The organism is Micromonospora sp. IBHARD004, assembly GCF_052814115.1.
In genome coordinates, this window is sequence record NZ_CP199934.1 from 6,103,364 (window position 1) to 6,129,861 (window position 26,498).

Genomic DNA, 26,498 nt, shown 5'->3' on the forward strand with positions numbered 1-26,498 from the left:
GGGTGGGAACCGGTTTGTGCCCCGACACACGACCCCGCCCGCGTCCGGACCGGACGCGGGCGGAGGTGTCGGCGTGGGTCAGCGCTGGAACTGCACCGGACCGCTGTTGGCGGCCATCTGCTCCAGCCGGGCGACCCGCTCCTCCATCCGAGGGTGGGTGGAGAAGAGCGCGGCGATGCCACCGCCCCGCTTGAACGGGTTGTCGATCATCAGGTGGGCGGTGCTGGTCAGCTGCCCCTGCGCCGGCAGCGGCCGCGCCTGCGTACCCATGTGGATCTTCCGGAGCGCGCTGGCCAGGGCCAGCGGGTCCCGGCTGAGCGCGGCGCCGGACTGGTCGGCCTGGAACTCCCGGCTCCGGCTGATGGCCAGCTGGATGATGGTGGCCGCGATCGGGCCCAGGATCAGGGTGAGCAGCAGCACGGCCGGGTTCGGGGCGTCCTCGTCGTCGGAGGAGCCCAGCGGGATGAACCAGGCGATGTTCGCCAGGAAGGTGATGATGCCCGCCAGCCCGGCCGCCACGCTGGAGATCAGGATGTCCCGGTTGTAGACGTGCGACAGCTCGTGTCCGATCACCCCGCGCAGTTCGCGGTAGTCGAGGATCTCGGTGATGCCCTGGGTCACGCACACGGCCGCGTGCTGCGGGTTTCGCCCCGTGGCGAACGCGTTGGGCTGCGAGGTCGGGCTGACGTACAGGCGGGGCATCGGCTGCCGCGCCTCGGTGGCCAGCTCACGCACCATCCGGTACAGCTCAGGGAACTCCGCCTCGCTGACCGGTTGCGCCCGCATCGAGCGCAGCGCGAGCTTGTCGGACCAGAAGTAGGTGACGCCGTTCATCAGCAACGAGGCGACGACGGCGATGACGAGGCCACCGCTCCCGCCGAACCAGTAGCCGACCGCGAGGATCAGCGAGGTCAACAGGCCGAGCAGCGCTGCGGTCTTCAGACGGTTGTGATGCACGATCGCTCCTTCGGTGCGCGGACCCGCACGGGAATCCGCTGACCGGTTCAACAACCCGGTACCCGTCAACCATCCTGCTCATGGCTGAAAGTTGGCTGAAAAAGGCTGCGGGCCGGCTGCGCCGGCCGGATCAGCGGGCCACCAGGTCGAGCAGGAGTTGCGGGGCGAAACCGACCACCACGGCCACCACGGTCGCAACCGCCAGGGCCAGCCCGACGCTCGCGGGCGGGCGGGCCCCGGCCGGCCCCTCCGCCGGGGCCGGCCGGGCGGCGGCGTCCGGGGCGGCCCAGAGAATGGCCGCGACGCGCAGGTAGTAGGCGAGGCCGAACACCGCGTTGACCGCCACCACCAGGGCGAGCCAGCCGGCGTGGCCGTCCAGCAGCGACCGGACCACGGTCACCTTGGCGAAGAGCCCGGCCAGCCCGGGCGGCAGCCCGGCCAGCCCGATCAGCGCCAGCGCGAACGCGGCGCCGACCCACGGGTGCCGGCGGGCCGCCCCGCGCAGGTCGTCCAGCGTGCCGCCGTCGGCGTCCGCGGGGCGCAGGGCCACCACCGCCGCGAAGGCGGCCAGCTCCAGCACCACGAAGAAGATCGCGTACGCGACCGCGGCCGCGTACGCCCCGTTGCGGGCGTCGGCGGTGCGGCCGGCCGCCAGCGCGAGCGCGCCGAGCGGGGCGAGGATGTAGCCGGCCTGGGCCACCGAGGACCAGGCGAGCAGCCGGACGGTACGCCGCTGGCGCAGCGCCACCAGGTTGCCGACGGTCATGGTGAGTACGGCGAGCAGCGCCAGCACCGGACCGGTGACGGTGGCCGGCAGCGCCCGCTGGACCACGGCGAGCAGGGCGACCACCCCACCCAGCTTCGACGCCGTCGACAGGTACGCGGCCACCGGCAGCGGCGCGCCGTCGTACGTGGCCGGGGCCCAGGCGTGGAACGGCACCGCCGCCACCTTGAACGCCAGCCCGAGCACCACCAACGCCACCGCGACCGTGGTCAGCGGCAGGTCCAGCAGCTCCGGCCGCCCGGTGAGGGTGGCGCCGAGCCGGTCGAGGTGCAGCCCGCCGGTCACCGCGTAGAGCAGCGCCGCGCCGAGCAGAGTCAGCGTGGTCGCCACCACGCTGACCACGAAGAAGGTCACCGCCGCCTCGGCGCTGGCCAGGCTGCCCCGGCGCAGCCCGACCAGGACGTAGAGCGGCAGGGTGAGCGTCTCCAGCGCCACGATCAGGGTGATCAGGTCGCCGGCCGCGCCGAGCACCACGCCGCCGGTCATCGCGCAGGCGAGGAGGAAGCAGTACTCCCCCACCGGCGTGCGGCCGGCCCGCAGCAGCGGCCCCGACAGCGCCACCACCCCGAGGGTGAGCAGCGCGAAGACCGCCGCGACCAGGGCGGCGCGGCCGTTCAAGACCCAGGAGCAGTCACCGTTGACGCAGAAGGTGCGCCGCTCGCCGCCCGCCCCGACCACCGCCGCACACACTGCGGTGGCGATGGCGCCCGCGGCGGCCGCGGCCACCGTCGCGCCGGCCCGGGCCAGCAGCAGGTCGGCCAGGAGCACGAGTACGGCGGTGCCGGCGGCCAGGTACGCCGGCAGCAGCGCCACGTTGTCCACGCTCTGCACCAGGCTCACGCCGCCACCCCGCTCCGGTCGATGCCCCGGCCCCTGCCCGTCGTCGCCCCCGCACCAGCTCCCCGGCCGACCGCAGCCCGCAGACCGGCGCCGTCGCGGGTGGAACGCCACGGGTGCCTCCGGGCCACGGAGACACCCATGGTGTTCCACCGAACCCGCGCGGCGGTCACCGGAGCACCGCCACCAGGGCGTCCACCGGGCCGGTGGCGTAGCCGAGCACCAGCGCGGGGGCCAGGCCGACGGCGAGCGCGAGGAGCACCAGCGGGGCCCACGCGGTCAGCTCGGCCCCGGCCAGCCCCGGCGCCAGCCGGCCCACCGCCGGGCTGGGCCGGCCATGGGTGACCTGCCGCAGCAGCCGCAGGAAGTACGCGGCGGTGAGCGCCCCGCCGATCGCCGCCAGCACCGCCAGGGTGGTCCAGAGCCCGCCGCCGCGCCGGACGGCGGCCACCACGGCGAACGCCTCGCCCCAGAAGCCGGCCAGCCCGGGCAGCCCGAGCGAGGCGACCGCGGCGAAGCCGAGCAGCCCGGCCAGTCGGGGCGCCGTCTCCCGCAGCCCGGAGAGCTCGGCGAGCGCGCCGGTGTGGGCACGGTCCTTGACCGCCCCGGCCAGGAAGAAGAGCAGGCCGGTGATCACCCCGTGCGCGATGTTGCCGATCAGCGCCGCCTGGATGCCGGTGGCGGTCAGCGTGGCCACCCCGAGCAGCACGAAACCCATGTGCCCGACGCTGGAGTACGCGATCAGCCGCTTCAGCTCGTCCTGAGCGAGGCAGACCAGGGAGCCGATCAGGATCGCGGCGACGGCGAGCACCCCGAGCACCGGGGCGGCCCAGCGGGCACCCTCCGGGGCCACCCCGACCGCCACCCGGATCAGGCCGTACGTGCCCATCTTGAGCAGCACCCCGGCGAGGATGACGCTGCCGACGGTGGGCGCCTGGGTGTGCGCGTCGGGCAGCCAGGAGTGCAGCGGCCAGAGCGGGCTCTTCACCGCGAACGCCAGCGCCAGCAGGGTGAACGCGGCGAGCTGGGTGCCCCGGGACAGGCCGGCCCCGCCGGTCAGCGCCACCAGGTCGGCGGTGCCGGCGGCGGCGACCACCACGTAGACGCCGACCAGCAGCAGCACCGAGCCGAAGAGCGTGTACAGGGCGAACTTCCGGGCCGCCCGCCGCCGGTCGTCGCCGCCCCAGCCGGCGATGATCGCGTACATCGGGAGCAGGACGACCTCGAAGAAGAGGAAGAAGAGCACCAGGTCGAGGGCGAGGAAGGTGCCGAGGATGCCCACCTCGACGACCAGCAGCAACGCGATCAGGGCCCGGCCGCTGCCGCCGTCGGGCACCCGCCACAGCGTGTACCCGCAGCAGAGCAGGGTGAGCAGGGCGGTGAGCACCACCAGCGGCCAGGAGATCCCGTCCACCCCGAGGTGGAAGCGCAGGTCGAGACCGGGCACCCAGGGCCGGTCGAGCTGGTGCCAGGGCTGCACGGCGGGACGTGGCCCGTAGCCGAACCAGCCGTGGTCGCCGCCGACCAGCGGCAGGGTGGCGAGCAGGGTCAGCGCGGCGGCGACCGCGCCGGTCAGCCGTCCGGCCCGGTCGTGCGGGATGGCCGCCGCCGCGATCGCGCCGAGCGCCGGCACGGCGAGGACCGCGACCAGCAGGAACTGTCCGAGCCTCACGCCATTCCTCCGATCAGCGCGACGGCGAGACCGATCAGCAGCGCGCCGGCCAGCACGCCGGCCGCGGCGCGGGGCAGGGCCGCGCGGTGCAGTGCGGCCAGCCCGCCGCCCAGGCCCGTCGCGGCGCGGCCGCTCCCCTCCACCAGGCCGTCCACCCCCAGCTCGTCGGCGGTCCGGACGGCCCTCGCGAGCGCGTTCGTCGGGCGTACGACGAGGGTGTGCTGGACGTCGTCGAGCCGGAACGCCCGGGCGAACACCGGCCGCAGCGGACCCAGGACGCGGGCCGGGTCGGCGGCCGGGTCCCGGCGCCAGCCCGCCCAGGCGACGCCCGCGCCAACCAGCAGCAGGACCAGCGGCAGCAGCACCGCCGGACCGAGGTGGACCAGGGAGACACCGAAGTCGGTCCCCTCGGCCTCGGTGACCGGGGCGAAGATCCGGCCGGTGAACGGCCCCCAGAAGGCGGCCAGGCCGAGCAGCGCGGCCGGGACCGCGAGCAGCAGCACCGGCCAGCGCATCAGCGCGGGCGGGTCGTGCGGGTGCGCCAGCGGGATGCGGGTGGCGCCGAAGAAGGTGCGCAGCAGCAGGCGGGTGGCGTACCAGGCGGTGACGGCGATGCCGAGCAGCCCGGCCAGCCACACCAGCCAGCCGACCCACTGCGGCGTCGGACCGGCGCCGTCCAGCGCGGCGGCCTCGGCGACGGCGAGCACGCCGTCCTTGCTCCAGAAGCCCGACAGCGGCGGCACCCCGGCCAGCGCGCCGAGACCGACCAGCGTGCACCAGAAGGTGACCGGCATGGCGGTGCGGAGGCCGCCCATCCGGGACATCAGCGTGGTGCCCACGGCGTGGATGACCGCACCCGCCGCGAGGAAGAGCAGCGCCTTGAACGCGGCGTGGGTGAGCAGGTGGAACAGCGCCGCGGTCGGCGCGCCGACGGCGAGGGCGCCGGTCATGTAGCCGATCTGGGAGACCGTCGACCAGGCCAGCACCCGCTTGATGTCGTCCTGCGCGGTGGCCGCGAACGCGCCCAGCAACAGGGTGACCGCGCCCATCACGCCGAGCACGGCGAGCGCGACCGGGGCGCGCTCGAAGAGCGGGAAGAGTCGGGCCACCGCGTACACGCCGGCGGCGACCATGGTGGCGGCGTGGATCAGCGCGGAGATCGGGGTGGGGCCGGCCATCGCGTCCGGCAGCCAGGTGTGCAGCGGGAACTGGGCGCTCTTGCCCGCCACCCCGGCGAGCAGCAGCAGGCAGGCGGCGGTGAGCGTGCCGGTGGAGTAGTCGTGGGCCAGCACGTCGGCGATCTTGAAGCTGCCGGCGGAGACGCCGAGCAGCGCGATGCCGAGCAGGAAGCCCACGTCACCGACCCGGGTGACCAGGAACGCCTTCACCGCGGCGGCGGGCGCCTCGGGCAGCCGCCGGTCGTGGGCGATCAGCAGGTACGAGCAGATGCCCATCACCTCCCAGCCGACCAGCAGCATGATCAGGTCGCCGGAGACCACCACGACCAGCATCGCGGCGGTGAAGAGGCTGATCTGCGCGGCGTACGGCGGGTAGCGGTGGTCCACCTCGACGTCGTCGTGCGGCCCGCGCTTCAGGTAGGCGATCGAGTAGACCTGCACGGCCAGGGCGACCGCGGCCACCGCCGTGGCGACCAGCACCGCCACCCCGTCCAGCCGGTAGCCGAGGGTCACCCGCAGCCCGCCCAGGTCGACCCAGGTGGTCGAGGCCTCGACCAGGTGGTCCACCCGGCTCAGCAGGACCAGCGCGACGAGCAGCGCCCCGGCCGCGCCGGCCACGCCGAGCGCGATCGCCACCCGCCGGGCCCGGTCCTCGCCGGTCGCCGCGCCGCGCGGCGACGGCGGCAGGAGCAGCCCCACCAGGCCGGCGGCCAACGGCAGGCCGGGCAGCAGCGGTACGAGCGACGCCAGCCGCCCGATGCCCTCGCTCATCCGCGCACCTCCGGCCCGTCGACGCCGCCCACGGTCCCCGCGCCCGACCGGTCGGCGGCCGCCCCGGTCACACCGGCCGGCACCGGCGTCGGCGCCTCGGTCAGCGGCACCTCGTCCACCGCGACGCTGGCCCGCAGCCGGTAGAGCTGGAGGACGATGGCCAGCCCGACGCCGATCTCGGCGGCGGCGAGCACGATCACGAAGAGCGCGAAGACCTGCCCGGCGTGCGGCAGCTGGGCCCGGACCGTGGTGTCCGCGGTGACCAGGATCAGGTTGACCGCGTTCAGCATCAGCTCGACGGCCATCAGCACCAGTACGGCGTTGCGGCGGCGCAGCACGCCGAAGACGCCCAGGCCGAACAGGAGCGCGGCGGTGACGTACGGGACGACCGGCCTCATACGCGCCCGCCCTCGTCACCGGCGGCGCCGACGCTCGCCGACGTGGTGGCCGGGTCGGCCGGGGCGGGACGGTCGATGCCACCGGTCGCGGGCGGCATGACCGGGCGGCCCGGACGGGCCGGCGTGGCGGACCCGGCCGGGCCCGGCCGGCCGATGTCGGGGCGGGAGAGCACGATCGCGCCGACCAGGGCGGCGAGCAACAGCACCGAGAGCACCTCGAAGGGCAGCACCCAGGAGCGGAAGACCTGCTCGCCGAGGCGGTCGGCGGTGCCCGCGGCGGGCAGCTCCACCCGGGACCAGCGGAACGCGTCCACCAGCAGCACGGCCAGGCCCAGCCCACTGCCGCCGCCGATCAGCGCGGCCGGCCAGCCCGGCCGGTCCAGGTCGTCGGAGGCGCCGATCGGCGCGCGGGTCAGCATCACCGCGAAGAGCAGCAGCACCACCACCGCGCCGACGTAGATCAGCACCTGCACCCAGGCCACCAGCTCGGCGGTGAGCACCAGGTAGTCACCGGCCAGCGCGCCCAGGCAGACCACCAGGTAGAGCCCGGCCCGGACCAGGTGCTTCGTGCTCACCACCAGCACGCCCGCGCCGACCGCCACCGCGCCGAGGGCGAGCAGCAGCAGGTCCGCACCCGTCATGGGGCCGTACCTCCGTCGGCGGCGGGGCCGGGCTCGGAGCGTACGGCGGCGGGGCGGGCCGGGGCCGCGGCCTTCCGAGCGGCGGTGGTCTCCTCCTTGGAGGGATCACCGTGCGGGTCGTGCGCGGGCGGCGGCGGGACGGTGGCCATCCACTCGCCGAGGTGGTCCTTGTCGTGCAGCAGGTCCTTGATGTCGTGCTCGGCGTATTCGAACTCGGGGGACCAGTAGAGCGCGTCGAAGGGGCAGACCTCCACGCAGATGCCGCAGTACATGCAGAGCGAGAAGTCGATGTCGAACTTGTCGAGCACGTTGCGCTGCCGGGGGCGGGCGGCGCCGGGCACCGTCACCTCCTCCTTGTGCGAGTCGATGTAGATGCACCAGTCCGGGCACTCCCGGGCGCAGAGCATGCAGACGGTGCAGTTCTCCTCGAGCAGCGCGATCACGCCGCGGGACCGGGGTGGCAGCTCGGGGGCGACGTCCGGGTACTGCTGGGTGGTCGAGGGGCGGGTCATCGTCTTCAACGTGACCGCGAGCCCCTTCACGAGCCCTTCGCCGGGCATGCCGCTGCGCTCGCTCATGCCGCCCATCCTGCCCTGTGCCCCCGGCGCGCGCGACCACCACCCGGCTCTTACCGGCCCGGCGAACGAGGTCTACCCGGAGACCGGGCGGTGGACGAAGTTCGTGGACACCGGAGTGCCGTTTTCGGTGAACCTGCCGCTCGAGCGGATCACGCCCCGGGGTCGGTGACGCCGGGGAGCGGGGGCAGCATCTCGACGCCGAGCTGCTGGAGGACCTGGAACAGCTCGTTGACGCTCCACGCGTCGATGACCCGGCCGGTCTCGTCGAAGCGCAGGAACGTCGCCCCGGAGTAGCTGACCACCCGCCCGGTCGGCGGCACCGGGCCGAACTGGCCCGCCTGGGTGCCGGCGGCCCGCCAGTGCACGGCCACCCGGTCCCCGGCCGCCACCAGCTCGACGATCTTGTAGCGCAGGTCCGGGAAGGACGCCCGCCGGTCGTGGTGCCAGGCCAGCGTCGCCGCCGGCCCGGTCCCGCCCAGCCCCGGGCAGTCCTCGGCGATCAGCTCGTACGCCGTCTCCTCGCGGCCGGCGTTCCACACGTCGGCGATGAAGCGTCGGGCCGCCACCTCCAGATCGGTCACCGCGGCAGCCTAGCCCCGCTCTTCGCGCCGGGGCTCCCCAGGGACCCCGGAGCGACCATGATGGGTTTGGGCGCCGGCGCGGCCGGCGCGAGGGACGACGAGGAGGCGGCGTGGGCGCGGACAGCGACGAGATCCTGGAGCGGACCGGCGGGAAGTACGTCGAGCCGGGCGGCGAGTTCACCCGGGACCAGCGCTACATCGCCACCCGGATCACCGCCGACGGCCGGGAGGGCTGGCCGGTCGAGCCCGGCCGGTACCGGCTGGCCGTCAGCCGCGCCTGCCCCTGGGCGAGCCGGCTGGTCATCGTCCGCCGGCTGCTCGGGCTGGAGGACGCCATCTCGATGGCGGTGGCCGGGCCGACGCACGACAAGCGGAGCTGGACCTTCGACCTGGACCCGGCCGGGCGGGACCCGGTGCTCGGCATCGAGCGGCTGGCCGAGGCGTACTTCAAGCGGTTCCCGGGCTACGAGCGGGGGATCACCGTGCCGGCGATCGTGGACGTGCCGACCGGGCAGGTGGTCACCAACGACTACGCGCGGATGAGCCTGGACCTGTCGACCGAGTGGACCGCGTACCACCGCGAGGGGGCGCCGGAGCTGTACCCGGAGCGGCTGCGCGACGAGATCGACGAGGTCAACGCGGTGGTCTTCGCCGACGTGAACAACGGCGTCTACCGGTGCGGCTTCGCCGGCAGCCAGGAGGCGTACGAGAGGGCGTACCAGCGGCTCTTCGACCGGCTGGACTGGCTGAGCGAGCGGCTGGCCGGGCAGCGGTACCTGGTGGGGGAGACGATCACCGAGGCGGACGTGCGGCTCTTCACCACCCTGACCCGCTTCGACCCGGTCTACCACGGCCACTTCAAGTGCAACCGGCAGAAGCTGACCGAGATGCCGGTGCTCTGGGCGTACGCCCGGGACCTGTTCCAGACCCCCGGTTTCGGCGACACCGTCGACTTCGACCACATCAAGCGGCACTACTACCAGGTGCACCGGGACATCAACCCGACCGGCATCGTCCCGCTCGGCCCCGACCTGTCGGGCTGGCTCACCCCGCACGGCCGGGAGGCCCTCGGCGGCCGGCCCTTCGGCGACGGCACTCCCCCGCCGCCCCCGCCCCCCGCCGAACGCGTCGACCCGGCCCACACCCCGCTGCGCTGAGGCGTCCGGTCAGAGGGCGAGGCGGACGGCGGCCGTGAGGACGAGCTGGGCCAGGGAGAGCGGGACGAGGACCAGCCAGCAGAGGCGTTGCAGCTGGTCCTCGCGGAGGCGGGGGTACGACACCCGGAGCCAGATGATCACGAAGGCGACGGCGAAGACCTTCAGCAGCGTCCAGAGCCAGCCGAGCCACTCGTCGCCGAACGGACCCTGCCAGCCGCCGAGGAAGAGCACCGTGGTCAGCGCGGCGATCACCACGATGCCGACGTACTCGGCGAGCAGGAAGAAGGCGAAGCGCAGGCCGGTGTACTCGGTCATGTAGCCGAAGACCAGCTCCGAGTCGGCGATCGGCATGTCGAACGGGGGCCGTCGGATCTCCGCCAGCCCGGCAATGAAGAAGACCACCATCGCCGGCGCCTGCCAGAGCAGCCACCACGGCCGCCACGCCTCGACGATGCCGGAGAGGCTGAGCGTGCCCGCCGCCATCGCCACCGACGCGGCGGCCAGCACCAACGGCAGCTCGTAACCGAGCAGCTGGGCGGCGCCGCGCAGCCCGCCGAGCAGGCTGTACTTGTTGGCCGACGCCCACGCCGACATCAGCACCGCCACCACGCCGACGCCCACCACGGCGAGGACGAAGAAGAGGCCGATGTCCAGCGGCTGCCCGACCAGGTCGCCCGGGCCGAGCGGGATCACCAGCAGCGCGAGCAGGTACGGCACCAGCGCCACCGCCGGGGCCAGCCGGAAGACCGCCCGGTCCGCGTCGCGCGGCGTGACGTCCTCCTTCTGCACGAACTTGACCCCGTCGGCGATCAGCTGCGCCCAGCCGTGGAAGCCGCCCGCGTACATCGGGCCGAGCCGGCCCTGCATGTGCGCCATCACCTTGTGCTCGACCTGCCCGACGACCAGCGGCAGGGTGAGGAACGCGACCAGCACGCCGGCCACCCGGAGGACCAGCTCCAACCAGGTGGGCATCAGGCTTTCCCTTCCTCGGCCGTGGGCTCGTCGCCGGCCGCCGGCTCGGCGCGGGCGGGCCCGGTCGGGCGCTCACCGGGTACCGGCCGGGCGGCACCGTCGGCGGCGGGGCGGGTCGGGCGGTCGCCGGGCGCGGGGCGGGCCGGGCGGTCGCCGGGGGCGGGCCGCGCGGGACGTTCCCGGGCCGGGCGGGCGGGCGTACCGCCGCGCGGGCCCTCGCCGACGCCGGCCGCGCCGGCGGGGGTCGGCGTGGTGCCCCACTCCCCCGGCGCCGGCACGCCCGGCGGGCGGATCGGCCGCCGCCCGCCGCCGGCCTCGGACTCGCCCGGCTCCTTGGCGCCCGGCCAGGGCTTGGCCACCCGGGAGGCGAGGACGAACTCCTTGCGCAGCGGGTGCCCCTCGAACTCCGGCGGCAGCAGCAGCGGCTTCAGCTCGCCGTGCCCGTCGAACGAGATGCCGAACATCTCGTACGTCTCCCGCTCGTGCCAGGCCGCGCCCGGGTAGAGGTCGACCACCGACGCCACGGTCGCCGCCTCCCGGGGCAGCCGGGTACGCAGCAGCAGCCCGTGCCGCCCACCGGTCGACCAGAGGTGGACCACCACGTCGAAGCCGTCGGCCAGCTCGTCGACCGCCGACAGCCAGTCGAAGAAGTCGAAGGCCAGCTCGGCGTCGTCGCGCGCCGCGCGCACCGCGTCCCGCCAGCTCACCGGGGGTACGTCCACGGTGGCGCGGGCGTACCCCTGACCGCCGGAGACCGACGCGGTGGCCTCGACGGACGCGAGCAGCGCGACCAGTCGCTGGCCCACCTCTTCCGGAGTCATGCCGCTGATCCTATGGCCGGCGGCCCGCACCCGGGTCGGGCCGCCCGCGCTCCCGGCCCGGGCAACTGGCCACTTTGCCCGCGGGCGGGCTCCGGGCGGGGAAAGATGAACCCGTGCGCGCTGTGACTGTGTCTCCCAGGGTCCCCAACTCGCTGCAGCTGACCGAGGACTGGCCCGAGCCGGCTCCCGAGGAGGGCGCGATCCTGGTCGAGGCGCTGGCGGTGGGCGTCTGCGGCACCGACCTCGAGATCATCGCCGGGGCCTACGGGAAGGCGCCGCCCGGCCAGGAACGGCTCGTGCTGGGCCACGAGGCGCTGGGCCGGGTGCTGGAGGACCCCACGGGCACCCTCCAGGCCGGCGACCTGGTGGCCGGCATCGTCCGGCACCCCGACCCGGTGCCCTGCCCCAACTGCGCGGTCGACGAGTGGGACATGTGCCGCAACGGGCAGTACACCGAGCACGGCATCAAGGCGCTGCCCGGGTTCGCCCGGGACCGGTGGCGGGTGCAGCCCAAGTTCGCCGTCGGCCTGGACCCGGTCCTCGCCCCAGTCGGGATGCTGCTGGAACCGACCAGCGTGGTGGCGAAGGCCTGGGACCACATCGAACGGATCGGTCGCCGCGCCGAGTGGAAGCCGCAGACCGTGCTGGTCACCGGGGCCGGGCCGATCGGCCTGCTGGCCGCGCTGCTCGCCACGCAGCGCGGCCTGTCGGTGCACGTGCTGGACCGGGCCACCGAGGGGCCCAAGCCGGACCTGGTCCGGTCGCTCGGCGCGACGTACCACGCCACGCCGGTGGCGGAGCTGGAGTTCGAGCCGGACGTGGTGGTGGAGTGCACCGGCGCGCCGGTGGTGGTGCTCGACGCGATGTGCAAGGCCGCGCCGACCGGCATCGTCTGCCTGACCGGCGTCTCCAGCGGCGGCCGGACCATCGACTTCGACGCGGGCGCGCTGAACCGGGCCCTGGTGCTGGAGAACAACGTGGTCTTCGGCTCGGTCAACGCGAACCGGCGGCACTGGGACCTGGCCGCCGAGGCGCTCGCCCGGGCCGACCAGGCCTGGCTGAGCTCGCTGATCAGCCGTCGGGTGCCGGTGGGGGCGTACGCCGAGGCGTACGCCCCCGGACCGGACGACATCAAGGTGGTGCTCGACTTCACCGCCTGAGCGGCCGGGCCGGGCGCGGCTCAGATGCCGGGCAGCCTGCCGTTGCGGAACAGGTCCACGAAGAGCTGGTGGTCGTGGCGGGCCTGGACGCCGTACGCGTGCGCGAAGTCGACCAGGTGCCGGACGAAGGTCTCCGCGTCGGCGTCGACGGCGGCGACGATCGCCTCCTCGGTGGAGTAGTCGACCAGGTCGTGGCTGGACTCGTCGTCGGCGACCGAGTGCATCCGGGCCACCGCCCGCCCCAGGTCGGTGAGCACCCCGGCCAGTTCCTCCGGCTCGTTGACGTCCGCCCAGTCCAGGTCGGCCGCGTACGGGGAGACCTCGGCGACGAGCTGGCCGACCCCGTCCAGCTCGGTGAAGCCCACCCACGGGTCGGCGTACGCCTGGAGCGCCCGCTGCGACTCGGCGGTCCGGTGGCCCTGGTGCTTGAAGTAGCCGCGGACCCGCTCGTCGTCGATGTACCGCGCCACCGCCGGCACCTGGGCCTGCTTCATGTAGATGACCACGTCGTTCTCCAGCGCCTGGGTGTGCCCCTCCAGCAGCAGGTTGTACGACGGCAGGCCGGCCGAGCCGATGCCGACCCCCTTGCGCAGCACCACGTCCTTGATGTTCGCCGCGACGGGACGCAGCCGGATCGCGGACTCCGGCCGGGTGCCGAGGTAGTCGTGGAAGGCGGCGCGGACCTTCTCCCAGGTGTCCTCGTCGATCTCGAACACGCCGTCACCGAGGGAGAACCGGCGGTCGTAGTCGTCGATGGTGGTCTGCGTGGCGAGCAGGTCGACCCGGGTGTTGAGCCGGGCCTGCTGGAGCACCCGGCGCAGCACCCCGTCGGCGTTGTCCAGGGTGATCGAGCCGATCGCGTCGTCCCCGCCGGCCGCGATGGCCCGCAGCTCGGTGAGGTAGGACCGGGCGAAGCCGCTGACCAGTTCGCCGATCACCTGGTCGGAGAGGGCCTTGGCGTACCCGAGCAGCGCCACGCTGGCCGCGAAGCGCCTCAGGTCCCAGGAGAACGGTCCGACGTACGCCTCGTCGAAGTCGTTGACGTTGAACACCAGCTGCCCGGAGGCGTTCATGTACGTGCCGAAGTTCTCCGCGTGCAGGTCGCCGTGGATCCAGACCCGGCTGGTCCGGTCGTCGAGGAACCGGTCGTCGGCGAAGTCGCCGCGCTGGTCGGCGTAGAACAGCGAGGCGCTGCCCCGGTAGAAGGCGAACGGCGACGCCGCCATCTTGCGGAACTTGCGGCGGAAGGCCGCCGGGTCGAGCGCCATCGACGCGCCGAACTCCTCGGTCAGCACGTCGACGATGAAGGCGGAGCGCTTGTCCGCGGACTGGGTCATGGTCCGCAGGCTAATCCCCGCCGGCCACCGTCGGCCTCAGCCGGCCGGAGGACGTACCGGTGGCGCGGTGAGGGATGCCACCGGGCGCGGCGCGGTCTCCGCGGGGTTGGCGTCGACCGGCGGGGCGAGCCGGTCCGGGCGGCTGACGCCGCCGATGCCGGACTGCTCGGCGGCGATCTTCTCCTGGAGGCGGAGGATGCCGTGCAGCAGCGCCTCCGGCCGGGGCGGGCAGCCGGGCACGTAGACGTCGACGGGGATGAGCTGGTCGACGCCCTTGGTCACCGAGTACGAGTCCCAGTACGGGCCGCCGCAGTTGGAGCAGGCGCCGAACGAGATGACGTACTTGGGCTCGGGCATCTGGTCGTAGAGCCGCTTGATTGCCGGGGCCATCTTGTCGGTGACCGTGCCGGAGACCACCATCAGGTCGGCCTGCCGGGGCCCGTGGGCGAACGGGATCACCCCGAGCCGGATGAAGTCGTGCCGGCCCATGCTGGTGGCGATGAACTCGATGGCGCAGCAGGCCAGCCCGAAGTTGAACACCCAGAGCGAGTAACGCCGTCCCCAGTTCAGCACGAACCGGATCGGCTCGCCGAGCACCGCCGGTAGCTGCACCTCGGGCCTCCCTCGCGTGTCCGGAGATCTGACAGTCAACCACAGGCTCCGGTTGCGGAAGGCTGCAACCTTCACCGGCCGCCGGGCGTGTGAGGACCGTCGCCGGCGAACGCCGACGACGTTCACGGGGAGGAACAGGTGGCGGTGACCACGGATCCGAGGCTCGATGAGCCTCCCCCTGGGCGGGGCGCGTCCCGTCCCGTGGAACGCGACGGGCTCGGTGCCGACTTCGATCAGCTCTACCACGCGCACTTCCGGTCGCTGACCGTGCAGCTCACGGCCTACTGCGGGGACCTGTCCCAGGCCCAGGACCTGGTGCAGGAGGCGTTCTGCCGGGCCTTCACCCGGTGGTCGTCCGTATCCCGCTACGACGACCCGGTGGCCTGGGTACGTCGGGTCGCCTGGAACCTCGCGACGACCCGGTGGCGGCGACTGCGGACCGCCCAGTCGTTCCTGCGCCGCCAGCGCGAGGAGCACGTGCCCGGCCCGAGCCCGGACCGGGTGGCCCTGCACGCCGCCTTGCGGCTGCTGCCAGCGAACCAGCGACGCGCGGTCGTCCTGCACTACCTGGCCGACCTCTCCGTCCACCAGATCGCCGAGCAGGAGCAGGTTCCCGAAGGCACCGTCAAGTCCTGGCTGCACCGGGGCCGCGCGGCACTGGCGACCCACCTGACCGCGACGAACGAGGTGACCAACCATGGCTGAGCACCAGGACGCGCTGCTCGGCGGTGAGTTCGCGGCGTACCGGAACCTGCTACTTCCGGCGGTCGACCCGGCCGGCCCGAACGCCGTCCGGCTCACCGTGCGACGCCGACGGCGGCGCAGGGCGGCGACCGTGGCCGCGGTGGTCGTCCTGGCGATCGCCATCCCGGTCGCCGGGTGGGCGGCCGTGGGCCGGCACGCTCCCCCGCCCGCCCCGGCGAAGTCGGCCGACCCCACGCCGTCGGCCACGGCACCGACGGGCACACCCTCCCCGACCGTCAGCCCGTCCTCGCCCGGCGTGCCGACCGGGCGGATCAGCCGGGCGGAACTGCTGGCCGCCACCCTCGACCTGCCCGCCTGGTCGTCCGGCGCCGGCTGCCCGACCCGGGATGTGCGGCTGGTGGAGCGGACGGGCCGGGCCGGCGACGTGCTGCTGTCGTCCCGCGGCTACGCGTACGGCGACGTGGACGACGACGGCGTCCCGGAGCCGGTCGTCCTGCTCCGGTGCCTGACCGCGAAGGGGCCGTACCCGGAGCAGGTGGTGGTGTTCGACCGGGACGGGGAGGGGCGGGTCGTGGCCCTCGGCCAGGTCTTCCGCTCCGATCTGGGCCGGCCGGAGTGGTTCGTCTCCCTCGACGTGCGGTCGGACGGCTCGGTCCGGGTCGACGTCAGCGACCAGGTGCAGTCCGCCGGGTCGGCTCCGAACACGCTGCACCGGCAGGCGCGGACCTACCGCTGGAACGGCGACCGGTTCACGCAGGCCGGGGGACCCACCGCCTTCCCCTCCGAGCCGCCGGCGCCCGACCCGACGGCCAGGCCCTCGTCGTCCACCGCGCTGTTCACCGTCACCACGACCACCGTCGTCTACGGCGCGCCGGACGCGGACGGCTGGCGGCGCGGCAGCACCACGATCACGTTCGTCAACAACGGCGCGAAGCGCCTGGACGACGTGTCGGTGCGCTACCCCGCTGACGCGGTCGACACCCTGGAGCACACGCTTCTGCAGGGCTGCCCGCTGGCTGGCGGCAACGGGAAGTGGGTCTACTGCTTCCCGGACCCGGTAGACCCCGGACAGCGCGGGTCGGTCGTGTTCCCCTTCATGACGAAGTCCGACGGGCCGGACCACCAGGTGACGGTCTATGTCGAACGGGCGTCGAAGCCCGCTGGCACCTCGGTGCCGGGGACCACCACGACGGCGACGGTGACGATGGCCTTCGGCGGCTGACCGGTCGCGCCACGTCAAAGATATCTCCGACGTGGCGCAACCGGCCCCGGTCCACGCGCGTGTAGGTCCGGCGAGCCCGACGGGGGCACGGGGACAGGAGGAACGACCTTGACCAGACTGGGACGCGCGTACCGGACCGCGCTGGTGTTCGGCACCGCGCTCACCATGCTCGGCGCGGCCGTGGCGATCGCCGGCACGCCGGTGTCCGCGGCGACCACGACGACCGTGGTCACGCAGGGCACGGCGACGGCCTCGACCGGCCGGCTGGTGCTTGAGCCGACCGAGCGGGGCTACCTGGGCGACCAGAGCATCACCGTGCGGAACACCGGAACGCGGACGGGCTACTTCCGGCTGATCTTCCGGGAGCCGGTCGCCGGGTCCTTCGAGACGTCGGACCCCGACCAGTTCTGCCAGGCCCTCGGCGCCGAGACCAAGGGCATCCGGCTGACCTACGACTGCTACCTGAACGCCATCGAGCCCGGGCAGGAGCTGACCTTCCAGCTCCGCTTCCGAGTGCTCACCGACACGCGGGCGTACGCGATGCGGGCCACCGGCGGCCGGATCGCCATCGACGAGGACGTGCTGACCGCGGGCCCGCACAGCGACTACGCCCCGTTCAACACGCTGTTCCGGTCGACCACCGGGTCGGTGCGCAACCCGGTGGGGTATGTGCAGGACACCAGCTACGACTCGTCGATCGTGCTGCACACCGACGAGGTGGTGCTGACCCGGCAGCCGGACGGCTGGTACCGGGGCCGGCTGCCGGTCACCGTGCGGTACGGCACCGACGCCCCGCACAGCCACCTTTCGTTGGCGGCGCCCGTTGCCGACGGGCTCGCCATCTTCTGGGCGACCGACCCGGCCGGCGCGCCCTGCTGGGTCACCTGCGAGCCTCCCGGCGAGATCCGGTTCATGAAGGGCGAGGAGCGCAGCTTCGCGTTGCTGTTCGAGGCGGGGCCGGACAGTGTGCCGGGCACCGTGCGGGAGGCCACCGTCAGCGTCGCGCCGCAGTGGCACGAGTCGCTGCCCGAGACCGACCCGGCGGACAACGTCCGGACGGTCCGGTTCCGGATCGCCGACGACGCTTGATCCGCGGCACTGCTGCTGGTGGGGTGACCGGGGGCTGACGGCGACCGCCCGGCCGCGACGTGCGGCCGGCGGTCACCGTCAGTGTCGATGTACGGGCCACCGCCGGCACCTGGGCCTGCTTCATGTAGATGACCACGTCGTTCTCCAGCGCCTGGGTGTGCCCCTCCAGCAGCAGGTTGTACGACGGCAGGCCGGCCGAGCCGATCCCCACACCCTGCTCGCCGAGCACCGCCGGTAGCTGCACCTCGGGCCTCCCTCGCGTGTCCTCGATCTGACAGTCGACCAGAGCGCTCCGGCGACAACCGGCGCAACCGTCTGGCGCATCGACACGTGTGACGAGCGTCGGCCGCGCCGGCGGCGACGGGGAGGACCAGATGATGGCAACGGGGGAACCGAGGCTGGACGAGCCTCCACCCGAGGGGGCCGCCGGCTGGCGGGAGGGCCGGGAGCGGACCGACGGGGTCGGCTTCGATGAGCTGTACCACGCGCACTTCCGGTCGTTGACGCTCCAGCTCACCGCCTACTGCGGTGACCTGTCGCAGGCGCAGGACCTGGTGCAGGAGGCATTCTGCCGGGCCTTCGCCCGCTGGTCCCGGGTGTCCCGGTACGACGATCCGGTCGCCTGGGTCCGCCGGGTGGCCTGGAATCTCGCCACCAGTCGGTGGCGTCGCCTCCACACGGCCCAGAGCTTCCTCCACCGCCAGCGCGAGGAGCACGCCCCCGGCCCGAGCCCCGACCGGGTGGCGCTGATCGCGGCGCTGGCGCTGTTGCCCCCGAATCATCGCCGGGCGGTGGTCCTGCACTACCTGGCCGACCTTTCCGTCGCCGAGATAGCGCAGCAGGAGCAGGTGCCCGAGGGCACGGTGAAGTCCTGGCTGCATCGGGGTCGTGCGGCACTGGCGACCCAGTTGAGCGTGACCATCGAGGTGAACAACCATGAGTGAGCCCGAGGACGCCCTGCTGGACGGCGCTTTCGCGGCGTACCGGCTGACCCTGCTCTCCGCGGTCGAACCGGCCGGCCCGAATGCGGCCCGGGGGACGGTGCGACGCCGACGGCGGCGGGCGGCGGGTCTGGTCGCCGCCGCCACCGTGCTCGCCGTCGCCGCTCCGGTGGCGGGTTGGGCGGCGCTCGGCCGCGAGTCCCGGCCGCCGGCGCCGTCCGCGCAGACCGGCTCGCCAACCCCGTCGCCCAGCCCGACGCCGACGCTGACGTTCTCTCCCGCCCCGTCGGCGGCGCCGAGCGGTACGCCGGCCGCACCGAACGGCCGGATCAGCCGGACCGAACTGCTCGGCACCCCGGTCGACCTGCCAGCCTGGCCCCCGGTGGCACCGGCGACGTGCCGCACCGAGCCGGTCCGGCTCCTGCCCGCCTCCACCCGGGAGTCCCGCCCCGCCTTGCTGGACCTCAGGTACGGGGACGTGGACCGCGACGGCGCGGCGGAGACCGTCGCACTGATCGGGTGCCTGTTCGGCGATGTCGTGGCGAAGCAGTTGGTGGTCTTCGACCGGGACAGCGCCGGGCAGATCAGCACGCTCGGTGGCGTCATCCGGACCCATGACGGGTTCGACGACATCACGGAGACGGCCGTCCGGACCGACGGGACGGTGCGGGCGCGGGTGGCCGACGTCCAGGCCTGTTGCGGCGATCCGGTGCGGCGCCAGTGGCGCGGCTACCGGTGGGACCGTGGGCGCTTCGTCCAGGTCGAGGGCCCGACGGTCATGCCGCCGCTGCCGACGACGCCGCCGCCGGGACCGCGCGTCACGCTCATGGCCGAGACGCTGCTCTACGGCGCCCGGCAGGCCGACGGCTGGCGGGTCGCGAGCATGGCCGTCGAGATCGGCGCCACCGGTGCGGCGGTCGAGTATCCGCTGGTGAGCTTTCCCCGGAACGGCCGCGACGAGGCGTACACGGAGCTGTGGGAGTACTGCGTCGCGGTGATCGAGGGGTCGACGACGACAACCTGCGTCACGGAGCCGCTGGCGGCCGGCGAACGACGATGGACGCTCTTCCCCTTCCGCAGCAAGGCGGACGGCCCGAACGGCGAGGGAACAATCCGGCTCGACGTCGGCGCCGACCGCAACGGCACCGTCGTTCCCGGCACCGGTCGGTCGGCGACCTTCGAGGTGCGGTTCGAGAACTGAATGCGAACGCGCGACGGCCCGACCGGAACTCCTCCCGGCCGGGCCGTCGCGGGTGTCCGGACGACCGGGCCAGCGCCTCGGGACGCACAGCAGGTGTCCGATTGGGGACAACGGCCGGGCGCAACCGGGGCCCGGTATCGGCCGTGGTACCGGCGAGCGTCCCACCCAGAGGACGACACGGGGAACTCGGAGGCATCTCCATGACCATCTTCATCCGTACCGTCGCCGGCGGGCTCGGCGCGGCCGTCGCCCTGGTGGCGTCGGCGGGCCCGGCGGTCGCGTCCACCGTCTCCGCCACGACCGGCGGCGCGACGGCCGTCGTCGGCCAGCTGGTGCTCGAGCCGACCGCGCGCGGCTACCAGGGCACCCTGCCGATCACCGTCACCAACCACAGCGCCCAGCCCGTCTCGCACCTCCTGATCACCGAGCCGGTCGCCGGCTCCTGGCGGGGCACCCTCTCGAACGAGTTCTGCATGGTGGTCGTGCCCAAGCAGTACGTCAGGACCTTCGACTGCATGGTGAGCCTCGGCGCCGGGCAGAGCCGCACCTACACCGCCCGCTTCGAGGTGCTGACCCACACCCGTCCGTACGCCATGTCCGCCCGCGGTGGTCAGGTCGCGGTCCAGGTCGGCCACGACGCTCCGGTGACGACCAGCGCAACGTTCCGCACGCTGTTCCGCTCCACCGACGGCAGCCGGCAGGGCCGCCGGCCGTACCGGCAGGACCGGACGACGGAGGCCGCCATCGCCACCGGGGAGGCCCGGCTCGTCCAGCAGGCGGACGGCACCTTCGCCGGCTGGCTGCCGGTGACCGCCCGGTACGACAGCGATGCTGCCAACCACTTCCTGGACGTGGCGGCGACCCTGCCGGCCGGCGTGGACATCGTCGACATGGACCCGCCGGACATGCCGGTGTTCTCGACCGGTTTCCTCGTGCCGGGCGGCGCGTTCACGGAGGGCGAGGAGCGTATCTTCCGGGTCCTGTTGACCGCCCCCGCGGGAACCGCTCCGGGCCTGCTGGGCACCGGCACCTTCGCGGTGAGCACCTACTACGAGGGCGGGGCGGCACCGGAGGGTGATCCGTCCGACAACACCGTCACCTTCCCGATCAGGGTCGGCGCCTGACCGTCGTGGTCACGGCCCGGTCGGGACCCTTCCGGCCGGGCCGGGCCCGTCAGTATGTCGGGTTCTGGAGCAGGCCGACGAACTCCACCAGCAGCCGTTCCCGCAGCCGCACCGGGACGGCGTCGAGCAGCGTGTTCACCACGGCCATCCGGTCCGGCACCGGCGCGCCGGCCCGCGCCGATCCCGGCGCGGGGTTCCCCCAACCCGCGGGGGCGGCGCCGAGGCCGAGGCCCGCGGCCAGCCCGGTGATCAGCTCCGGGGTGAGCGCCTCCGGGGTCAGGCTGCCGGCGAGTGCCAGCAGCTCCGGCGGGAGCTGCACCGGACCGGCCGCCCGGGCCGCGGCGACCGCGTCGGCCAGGTCCGGGCCGAACTCGGCCACCCGGGGGGCCACCGCCGCGGTCACCGTGAGGTGCACGCTGGCCGGCAGGTCGGCGTACGCGAGCTGCGGCTGGGTGTGCCAGCCCCGGGCGGTCAGCTCGTCGACCAACACGAAAAGGTCGAGCCCCGGGTCGGTGCTGGTGAAGCAGACCACGCTCGACTCCGGTTCGGCCATCAGCCGCAGGCCGTCGACCCCGCGCACCGCGTCGGCCAGCCCGGCCACGGCGTCCCGGGTGAGCGCCGCGAGCCGGAGGTAGCCGTCCTCGCCGAGGTGCCGCAGCGTGGCGTACGCGGCGGCGATCGGGCCGCCGGAGCGGGTGGAGGCGATCACCGGGTTGACCATGGTGTACCCGGGCCAGTCGGCGTACGCGAAGTACTGCGGCGCGCGCAGGCCGGGATCGCGGTGCAGCAGCACCGACACCCCCTTCGGGGCGTACGCGTACTTGTGCAGGTCGACGGAGATCGAGGTGACCCCGTCGACGGCGAAGTCGAACGGCGGCACCGGCGCGCCGAGGCGTCGCAGCCAGGGCAGCGTCCAGCCGCCGAAGCAGGCGTCCACGTGGCAGCGCACCCCGGCCGCCGCGGCGACCGCCGCGATCTCCGCGACCGGGTCGACCACGCCGTGCGCGTACGAGGGGGCGGAGCAGGCCACCAGCACCGTCTCCGGGCGGATCGCGGCGGCCACGTCGGCGACCGCCGGGCGCAGGGTGACCGGGTCGACCGGCACCGGGTCGAGGGCCACCCGCAGGTAGTGGGCCGCCTTGGCGAAGGCGGCGTGCCCGCTGACCGGCACCACGATCCGCGGCTCGGCGACCTCCGGCCGGGCGTCCCGGGCCGTCTTCACGGCGAGGATCAGCGACTCGGTGCCGCCGCCGGTGACGCTGCCGACGACGTCGGGCGCGCTGGTGCCGGGCCCGCCGCCGAGCAGTCGGGCCGCCGCCCCGACCAGGGCGTTCTCCATCGCCAGCAGCGACGGAAACGCGGTCGGGTCGAGCCCGTTCACGTGCGCGCTCTCGGCGTGCGCGGCGTGGGCCAGCTCGTCCAGCCCGGCCACTCCCGGGTCGTACACGTACGCGAACAGCCGTCCCCCGTGCGTGGGCCGGTCCAGCCCCCGCAACTCCCGGATCTCGTCGAGCACCCGCTCCGCGGGCACCCCCTCGACGGGCAGCGCACCCGCCCTTTTGTCGATCATGGACTTGTGGCGCCCTTCTTCTGACGGTCAGCGGCTTTCCTCCCCCACCACAACGCCATGATCGGCGGAGGGGGTGGGGGTGGCGGCGGCGAGGCGGGCGGGGGTGAGGTCGTAGGGGCGCAGCAGCAGCACGGCCGCGCCGACCAGGAGGGCGGGGAGGACGGTGAAGCCGACGAGGACGCCGAGGCGGGCCTGCGCGGACTGGGTGGCGGCGACGCCGGTCGAGGACGAGACGTAGCCGGAGAGCTGGAGGACCAGGCCGTAGAGGCCGGGGCCGAGGGCGAGGCCGAAGGTCTCCCCGGCGGTCCACACGCCGGTGAAGACGCCGGCCTGGCGCCGGCCGGTGCGCGCGGTGTCGTAGGCGATGCAGTCCGGGAGCATGGCCAGCGCGAAGACCTGCTGGCCGGCGTAGCCGACGCCGATCACCGCGACCAGCAGGTAGACCCCGGCCGCCGGCAGCACCGGCGCGGCGACCAGGGCGAGCGCGCCGGCCGCGAAGATCAGCGACGCGGCGACCAGCGCGGCGAGCTTCCCCACCCGGGCACCGACCCGGGTCCAGAGCGGCATGACCAGCAGCGCCGGCCCGACGAAGCCGGCGAAGAGCAGGGTCGGCCCGGTCTCCGGGTCGCGCAGCACCTGGCCGGCGAAGTAGCTCACCCCGGCCAGCACGGTCGCCACCCCGGCGGACTGCACCACGAAGCAGACCAGCAGGGCCCGGAACGGCCGGTTGCGGGCGGCGACCGCGAGCTGGGCGCGCAGGCTCGGCTCGCTCTCCCCCACCGCGCCGGTCGGCGCGGCGCGGGTGCCGAGGAACGCGCCGACCGCGCCGGCCACGATCAGCGCGGCCACGAAGAGCCCCATCCAGCGGTGCCCGGCCACGCCCTCGCCGCCGGCGGTCACCACCGCCGGGGCCACCGCCCCGGAGACCAGGATGGCCAGCGCCAGCACCGCGATCCGCCAGCTCATCAGCCGGGTACGTTCCGCGTAGTCGCCGGTCAGCTCGGCCGGCATCGCCACGTACGGCACCTGGAAGAAGGCGAACGCGGCAGCGGTGGCCAGGAACGCCACCGCCACGTACGCCCCGGCGGCCGGCCCGGTGCCGAACGGCGCGGCGAAGATTCCGGCGAAGAGCACGGCCAGTGCCAGCCCGCCCAGCAGCAGGTACGGCCGGCGGGCGCCCCAGCGGGACCGGGTCCGGTCGGAGATCCGCCCGGCGACCGGGTTGACCAGCACGTCCCACGCCTTGGGCAGGAGCACCAGCAGGGCGGCCACGCCGGCGGCGACGCCCAGCGTGTCGGTCAGGTACGGCAGGAGCAGCAGCCCGGGCACGGTGCCGAAGGCGCCGGTGACCAGCGAGCCCAGTGCGTAGCCAACGTGCACCCGGCGGGGCAGGCACCCGGTCGGCCCCGTCGCGTCCATGGGGCCGAATGTTACTCACGTTATGGCCCGGGTCACATCCCCTCCTCCGGCGACCAGGCCGCCGCCGCCATGTCCACCCCGGACGGACGCAGCGGGCAGCCCTCGGCCCGCAGCCGGGCCCGCGCCTCGAGCTCGTGCCCCGGCGGCAGCCGCCCGGCGGAGTTGACCACCCGGTGCCAGGGCACCGCGCCCCCGTGCCGGGCCATGATCGAGCCGACCAGCCGGGCGGACGCCCGCCCGGAGCGCTCGGCGAGCGCGTCAGCGACCGCCCCGTACGACATCACCCGGCCCGGCGGGATCCGCTCGACCAGGTCGAGCACCGCCTCGACGTACTCGTCAGGTGTCACGAGCTGCCACGATATGGGAACGGCGGCGGGTGCGGCGGACCCGACCGCGCAGAATGGTCGGGTGCGTGAAGCAGTCACGGCGGCCCGGCGGATCGTCGTCAAGATCGGCTCGTCCTCGCTGACCACCGCGGCGGGCGGGCCGGACGACGCCCGGGTCGACGCGCTGGTCGACACCCTCGGCGCGCTCGCCGGCGACGGCCGCGAGGTGGTGCTGGTCTCCTCCGGCGCGATCGCCGCCGGCCTCGCCCCGCTCGGGCTGGCCCGGCGCCCGCGCGACCTGGCCACCCAGCAGGCCGCCGCCAGCGTCGGCCAGGGCCTGCTGATCGGCCGGTACGCGGCCAGCTTCGCCCGGCACGGGCTGACCGTCGGTCAGGTGCTGCTCACCGTCGACGACGTGACCCGGCGGGTGCACTACCGCAACGCGTACCGCACCCTGCGCAAGCTGCTCGACCTGCGGGCCGTGCCGATCGTCAACGAAAACGACACGGTGGCCACCGAGGAGATCCGGTTCGGCGACAACGACCGGCTGGCCGCGCTGGTGGCCGCGCTGGTCCACGCCGATTTGCTGGTGCTCCTCTCCGACGTCGACGCGCTCTGGACCGGCGACCCGACCCGGCCGGAGAGCAGCCGGATCGGCGAGGTCCGCGACGACCGGGACCTGGCCGGCATCGACATCGGCGGCGCCGACCGCGCCGGGGTGGGCACCGGCGGCATGGTGACCAAGGTGGAGGCGGCCCGGATCGCCACCGGTTTCGGCATCCCGGTGGTGCTCACCGCCGCCCCGCTCGCCGCCCCGGCGCTGGCCGGCGAGCCGGTCGGCACGCTCTTCCACCCCGAGCGGCGGCGCCCCGCCGCCCGGCTCTTCTGGCTCGCCCACGCCACCACCCCGCGCGGCCGGCTGCACCTCGACCCGGGGGCGGTGCAGGCGGTGGTGGGCCGGCGCAAGTCGCTGCTCCCGGCCGGGATCACCGCCGTGGACGGCGCGTTCACCGCCGGCGACCCGGTCGACCTGGTCGATGCCGAGGGCGCGCCGGTGGCCCGCGGGCTGGTCAACTACGACGCGGTGGAGCTGCCCGGGCTGCTCGGCCGCTCCACCGGAGAACTCGCCGCGGCGCTCGGCCCGGCGTACGAACGGGAGGTCGTCCACCGCGACGACCTCGTACTGCTGTGAGGAGTGCAGGATGAGCGTCGTCGAGCAGGCCCGGCGGGCCCGGGACGCGGCGGAGGCGCTGGCCGTCGCCACCCGTACGGTCAAGGACGCCGCGCTGGTCGCGATGGCCGACGCGCTGGTGGCGCGTACCCCGGAGATCCTGGCCGCGAACGCGACGGACCTGGCAGCCGGGCGGGAGGCCGGGCTGACCGCGGCCGTGCTGGACCGGCTCGCGCTCGACGCGGGTCGGGTGGCCGGCATCGCGGACGCGCTGCGCCAGATGGCCGCGCTGCCCGACCCGGTCGGCGAGGTGGTCCGCGGCTCGACCCTGCCCAACGGCCTGGAGCTGCGGCAGGTCCGGGTGCCGTTCGGGGTGGTCGGCATCATCTACGAGGCCCGCCCGAACGTCACCGTGGACGCGGCCGGGATCTGCCTGAAGTCCGGCAACGCGGCGCTGCTGCGCGGGTCCTCGTCGGCCGCGCACTCCAACGCGGCGCTGGTCGCGGTGCTCCGCGACGCGGTCGCCGGGGCCGGGCTGCCGGCGGACGCGGTGCAGCTGCTCGACGCCAGCTCGCGCGACTCGGTCAAGGAGCTGATGCGCGCCCGGGGCCTGGTCGACGTGCTGATCCCGCGCGGCGGCGCGTCGCTGATCCGGACCGTGGTCGAGGAGTCGACGGTGCCGGTGATCGAGACCGGGGTGGGCAACTGCCACGTCTACGTGGACGCCACCGCCGACGTCACCAAGGCAGTCGCGGTCACCCTGAACGCCAAGACCCAGCGCCTCTCCACCTGCAACACCGCAGAGTCGCTGCTGGTGCACGTGGACGTCGCCGATGCGTTCCTGCCGCCGATGCTGGCCGCCTTCGCCGACGCCGGGGTGACCGTGCACGGCGACGCCCGGGTGGCCGCGTACTCGGCCGCGGTGGTCCCGGCCACCGACGAGGACTTCGCCACCGAATACCTCTCCGCCGACATCTCGATCGCCGTCGTCGACTCGCTGGACGCGGCGGTCGCGCACATCCGGCGCTACGGCACCGGCCACACCGAGGCGATCGTCACCGACTCGCAGCCCGCCGCCCGGGAGTTCGTGGCCCGGGTCGACGCGGCGGCGGTGATGGTCAACGCCTCCACCCGGTTCACCGACGGCGGCGAGTTCGGCTTCGGCGCGGAGATCGGCATCTCCACCCAGAAGCTGCACGCCCGCGGCCCGATGGGGCTGCCCGAGCTGACCAGCACCAAGTACGTGGTCACCGGGGACGGGCACCTGCGCTGAC

General features: G+C 74.3%; 25 protein-coding genes and 1 pseudogene. 10 read left to right on the plus strand and 16 right to left on the minus strand.

The genetic code is table 11. The annotated features are described in order from the left end of the window. Positions 1-78: 78 nt before the first annotated feature. The 8 genes from htpX to ACTWO6_RS29735 form a co-directional block, all read right to left on the minus strand. Positions 79-957, minus strand: a complete 879-nt coding sequence (gene htpX, locus ACTWO6_RS29700) for a zinc metalloprotease HtpX (RefSeq protein ID WP_446216981.1) — start codon at positions 955-957, stop codon at positions 79-81. A gap of 130 nt (positions 958-1,087) precedes the next feature. Then, positions 1,088-2,581, minus strand: coding sequence for an NADH-quinone oxidoreductase subunit N (locus ACTWO6_RS29705; protein WP_446216983.1), 1,494 nt, complete (start codon positions 2,579-2,581; stop codon positions 1,088-1,090). Positions 2,582-2,747: 166 nt separating this feature from the next. After that, positions 2,748-4,250 (minus strand): complex I subunit 4 family protein, encoded by a 1,503-nt coding sequence (locus ACTWO6_RS29710; protein ID WP_446216984.1) that lies wholly within the window; start codon positions 4,248-4,250, stop codon positions 2,748-2,750. After that, positions 4,247-6,199: an NADH-quinone oxidoreductase subunit 5 family protein gene (locus ACTWO6_RS29715; protein WP_446216985.1), complete on the minus strand. Its 1,953-nt coding sequence runs from the start codon at positions 6,197-6,199 to the stop codon at positions 4,247-4,249. The genes ACTWO6_RS29710 and ACTWO6_RS29715 overlap by 4 nt, the downstream gene beginning before the upstream one ends. After that, positions 6,196-6,597: an NADH-quinone oxidoreductase subunit NuoK gene (nuoK, locus tag ACTWO6_RS29720; RefSeq protein ID WP_446216986.1), complete on the minus strand. Its 402-nt coding sequence runs from the start codon at positions 6,595-6,597 to the stop codon at positions 6,196-6,198. The genes ACTWO6_RS29715 and nuoK overlap by 4 nt, the downstream gene beginning before the upstream one ends. After that, positions 6,594-7,238 carry an NADH-quinone oxidoreductase subunit J family protein gene (locus ACTWO6_RS29725; protein WP_446216987.1) on the minus strand — a complete coding sequence of 215 codons (645 nt, stop codon included), beginning with the start codon at positions 7,236-7,238 and terminating at the stop codon, positions 6,594-6,596. The genes nuoK and ACTWO6_RS29725 overlap by 4 nt, the downstream gene beginning before the upstream one ends. Further along, positions 7,235-7,825 carry a NuoI/complex I 23 kDa subunit family protein gene (locus ACTWO6_RS29730; protein ID WP_446216988.1) on the minus strand — a complete coding sequence of 197 codons (591 nt, stop codon included), beginning with the start codon at positions 7,823-7,825 and terminating at the stop codon, positions 7,235-7,237. The genes ACTWO6_RS29725 and ACTWO6_RS29730 overlap by 4 nt, the downstream gene beginning before the upstream one ends. Positions 7,826-7,965: 140 nt before the next feature. After that, complete coding sequence (locus tag ACTWO6_RS29735) at positions 7,966-8,397, minus strand: ester cyclase (RefSeq protein WP_446216989.1); 432 nt, start codon at positions 8,395-8,397, stop codon at positions 7,966-7,968. Between the two features lie 110 nt (positions 8,398-8,507). Between ACTWO6_RS29735 and ACTWO6_RS29740 the strand changes: the two genes are divergently transcribed. Beyond that, a complete protein-coding gene (locus ACTWO6_RS29740; RefSeq protein ID WP_446216990.1) occupies positions 8,508-9,554 on the plus strand; it encodes a glutathione S-transferase family protein in 1,047 nt (348 codons plus the stop codon). Between the two features lie 9 nt (positions 9,555-9,563). Here ACTWO6_RS29740 and nuoH read toward each other — a convergent pair whose 3' ends face one another. Next, positions 9,564-10,526 (minus strand): NADH-quinone oxidoreductase subunit NuoH, encoded by a 963-nt coding sequence (nuoH, locus tag ACTWO6_RS29745; protein WP_446216991.1) that lies wholly within the window; start codon positions 10,524-10,526, stop codon positions 9,564-9,566. Further along, a complete protein-coding gene (locus ACTWO6_RS29750) occupies positions 10,526-11,347 on the minus strand; it encodes an NADH-quinone oxidoreductase subunit C (RefSeq protein WP_446216992.1) in 822 nt (273 codons plus the stop codon). Before ACTWO6_RS29750 ends, nuoH begins: the two co-directional genes overlap by 1 nt. 113 nt (positions 11,348-11,460) lie before the next feature. Between ACTWO6_RS29750 and ACTWO6_RS29755 the strand changes: the two genes are divergently transcribed. Then, a complete protein-coding gene (locus ACTWO6_RS29755) occupies positions 11,461-12,507 on the plus strand; it encodes a glucose 1-dehydrogenase (RefSeq protein WP_446216993.1) in 1,047 nt (348 codons plus the stop codon). Between the two features lie 20 nt (positions 12,508-12,527). On the opposite strand, the gene ACTWO6_RS29760 is transcribed toward ACTWO6_RS29755, so the two are convergent. Beyond that, positions 12,528-13,844: a DUF2252 domain-containing protein gene (locus ACTWO6_RS29760; RefSeq protein ID WP_446216994.1), complete on the minus strand. Its 1,317-nt coding sequence runs from the start codon at positions 13,842-13,844 to the stop codon at positions 12,528-12,530. A 36-nt stretch (positions 13,845-13,880) separates the two neighbouring features. Then, positions 13,881-14,456 carry an NADH-quinone oxidoreductase subunit B gene (locus ACTWO6_RS29765; protein ID WP_130329013.1) on the minus strand — a complete coding sequence of 192 codons (576 nt, stop codon included), beginning with the start codon at positions 14,454-14,456 and terminating at the stop codon, positions 13,881-13,883. 138 nt (positions 14,457-14,594) lie between these two features. On the opposite strand from ACTWO6_RS29765, the gene ACTWO6_RS29770 reads away from it, so the two are divergent. From ACTWO6_RS29770 to ACTWO6_RS29780, 3 genes are all read left to right on the plus strand, one after another. Further along, a complete protein-coding gene (locus tag ACTWO6_RS29770; protein WP_446216995.1) occupies positions 14,595-15,161 on the plus strand; it encodes an RNA polymerase sigma factor in 567 nt (188 codons plus the stop codon). After that, the gene (locus ACTWO6_RS29775) at positions 15,154-16,383 is read left to right on the plus strand and encodes a hypothetical protein (protein ID WP_446216996.1); all 1,230 of its coding nucleotides are present in this window, start codon (positions 15,154-15,156) and stop codon (positions 16,381-16,383) included. The genes ACTWO6_RS29770 and ACTWO6_RS29775 overlap by 8 nt, the downstream gene beginning before the upstream one ends. Positions 16,384-16,491: 108 nt before the next feature. Further along, a complete protein-coding gene (locus ACTWO6_RS29780) occupies positions 16,492-17,472 on the plus strand; it encodes a hypothetical protein (protein ID WP_446216997.1) in 981 nt (326 codons plus the stop codon). A gap of 91 nt (positions 17,473-17,563) precedes the next feature. Here ACTWO6_RS29780 and ACTWO6_RS29785 read toward each other — a convergent pair. After that, a pseudogene (locus tag ACTWO6_RS29785) lies at positions 17,564-17,692 on the minus strand (DUF2252 family protein); the annotation flags it as partial. A gap of 154 nt (positions 17,693-17,846) precedes the next feature. Here ACTWO6_RS29785 and ACTWO6_RS29790 point away from each other — a divergent pair. The 3 genes from ACTWO6_RS29790 (at position 17,847) to ACTWO6_RS29800 (ending at position 20,738) form a co-directional block, all read left to right on the plus strand. Then, positions 17,847-18,416: an RNA polymerase sigma factor gene (locus tag ACTWO6_RS29790; protein WP_446216998.1), complete on the plus strand. Its 570-nt coding sequence runs from the start codon at positions 17,847-17,849 to the stop codon at positions 18,414-18,416. Continuing rightward, positions 18,409-19,614, plus strand: a complete 1,206-nt coding sequence (locus ACTWO6_RS29795) for a hypothetical protein (protein WP_446216999.1) — start codon at positions 18,409-18,411, stop codon at positions 19,612-19,614. Before ACTWO6_RS29790 ends, ACTWO6_RS29795 begins: the two co-directional genes overlap by 8 nt. A gap of 200 nt (positions 19,615-19,814) precedes the next feature. Continuing rightward, positions 19,815-20,738 carry a hypothetical protein gene (locus ACTWO6_RS29800; RefSeq protein ID WP_446217000.1) on the plus strand — a complete coding sequence of 308 codons (924 nt, stop codon included), beginning with the start codon at positions 19,815-19,817 and terminating at the stop codon, positions 20,736-20,738. A 49-nt stretch (positions 20,739-20,787) separates the two neighbouring features. Here the strand turns inward: ACTWO6_RS29800 and ACTWO6_RS29805 are convergent, their stop codons facing one another. From ACTWO6_RS29805 to ACTWO6_RS29815, 3 genes are read right to left on the minus strand one after another with little or no spacing between them, the layout of a single operon-like run. Next, entirely contained in the window at positions 20,788-22,308 is a 1,521-nt protein-coding gene (locus tag ACTWO6_RS29805; protein ID WP_446217001.1) for a pyridoxal phosphate-dependent decarboxylase family protein, read from the minus strand. Between the two features lie 27 nt (positions 22,309-22,335). Next, positions 22,336-23,727 carry an MFS transporter gene (locus tag ACTWO6_RS29810; RefSeq protein ID WP_446217002.1) on the minus strand — a complete coding sequence of 464 codons (1,392 nt, stop codon included), beginning with the start codon at positions 23,725-23,727 and terminating at the stop codon, positions 22,336-22,338. 32 nt (positions 23,728-23,759) lie between these two features. Next, entirely contained in the window at positions 23,760-24,074 is a 315-nt protein-coding gene (locus tag ACTWO6_RS29815; RefSeq protein WP_446217003.1) for an MGMT family protein, read from the minus strand. Positions 24,075-24,135: 61 nt separating this feature from the next. Between ACTWO6_RS29815 and proB the strand changes: the two genes are divergently transcribed. Together proB and ACTWO6_RS29825 are read left to right on the plus strand one after the other, a co-directional pair. Then, positions 24,136-25,245, plus strand: coding sequence for a glutamate 5-kinase (gene proB / locus ACTWO6_RS29820; protein WP_446217004.1), 1,110 nt, complete (start codon positions 24,136-24,138; stop codon positions 25,243-25,245). Positions 25,246-25,255: 10 nt separating this feature from the next. Next, complete coding sequence (locus ACTWO6_RS29825) at positions 25,256-26,497, plus strand: glutamate-5-semialdehyde dehydrogenase (protein ID WP_446217005.1); 1,242 nt, start codon at positions 25,256-25,258, stop codon at positions 26,495-26,497. The last annotated feature ends 1 nt before the right edge of the window (position 26,498 follow it).

What these genes read in the sequence shown, in the direction of transcription:
- ACTWO6_RS29715 (WP_446216985.1), bottom strand. Translation starts at nt 6,199, where the DNA reads ATGAGCGAGGGCATCGGGCGGCTGGCGTCGCTCGTACCGCTGCTGCCC.
- nuoK (WP_446216986.1), bottom strand. Translation starts at nt 6,597, where the DNA reads ATGAGGCCGGTCGTCCCGTACGTCACCGCCGCGCTCCTGTTCGGCCTG.
- ACTWO6_RS29725 (WP_446216987.1), bottom strand. Translation starts at nt 7,238, where the DNA reads ATGACGGGTGCGGACCTGCTGCTGCTCGCCCTCGGCGCGGTGGCGGTC.
- ACTWO6_RS29730 (WP_446216988.1), bottom strand. Translation starts at nt 7,825, where the DNA reads ATGGGCGGCATGAGCGAGCGCAGCGGCATGCCCGGCGAAGGGCTCGTG.
- nuoH (WP_446216991.1), bottom strand. Translation starts at nt 10,526, where the DNA reads ATGCCCACCTGGTTGGAGCTGGTCCTCCGGGTGGCCGGCGTGCTGGTC.
- ACTWO6_RS29750 (WP_446216992.1), bottom strand. Translation starts at nt 11,347, where the DNA reads ATGACTCCGGAAGAGGTGGGCCAGCGACTGGTCGCGCTGCTCGCGTCC.
- ACTWO6_RS29760 (WP_446216994.1), bottom strand. Translation starts at nt 13,844, where the DNA reads ATGACCCAGTCCGCGGACAAGCGCTCCGCCTTCATCGTCGACGTGCTG.
- ACTWO6_RS29775 (WP_446216996.1), top strand. Translation starts at nt 15,154, where the DNA reads ATGGCTGAGCACCAGGACGCGCTGCTCGGCGGTGAGTTCGCGGCGTAC.
- ACTWO6_RS29790 (WP_446216998.1), top strand. Translation starts at nt 17,847, where the DNA reads ATGATGGCAACGGGGGAACCGAGGCTGGACGAGCCTCCACCCGAGGGG.
- ACTWO6_RS29795 (WP_446216999.1), top strand. Translation starts at nt 18,409, where the DNA reads ATGAGTGAGCCCGAGGACGCCCTGCTGGACGGCGCTTTCGCGGCGTAC.
- ACTWO6_RS29800 (WP_446217000.1), top strand. Translation starts at nt 19,815, where the DNA reads ATGACCATCTTCATCCGTACCGTCGCCGGCGGGCTCGGCGCGGCCGTC.
- ACTWO6_RS29805 (WP_446217001.1), bottom strand. Translation starts at nt 22,308, where the DNA reads ATGATCGACAAAAGGGCGGGTGCGCTGCCCGTCGAGGGGGTGCCCGCG.
- ACTWO6_RS29810 (WP_446217002.1), bottom strand. Translation starts at nt 23,727, where the DNA reads ATGGACGCGACGGGGCCGACCGGGTGCCTGCCCCGCCGGGTGCACGTT.
- ACTWO6_RS29825 (WP_446217005.1), top strand. Translation starts at nt 25,256, where the DNA reads ATGAGCGTCGTCGAGCAGGCCCGGCGGGCCCGGGACGCGGCGGAGGCG.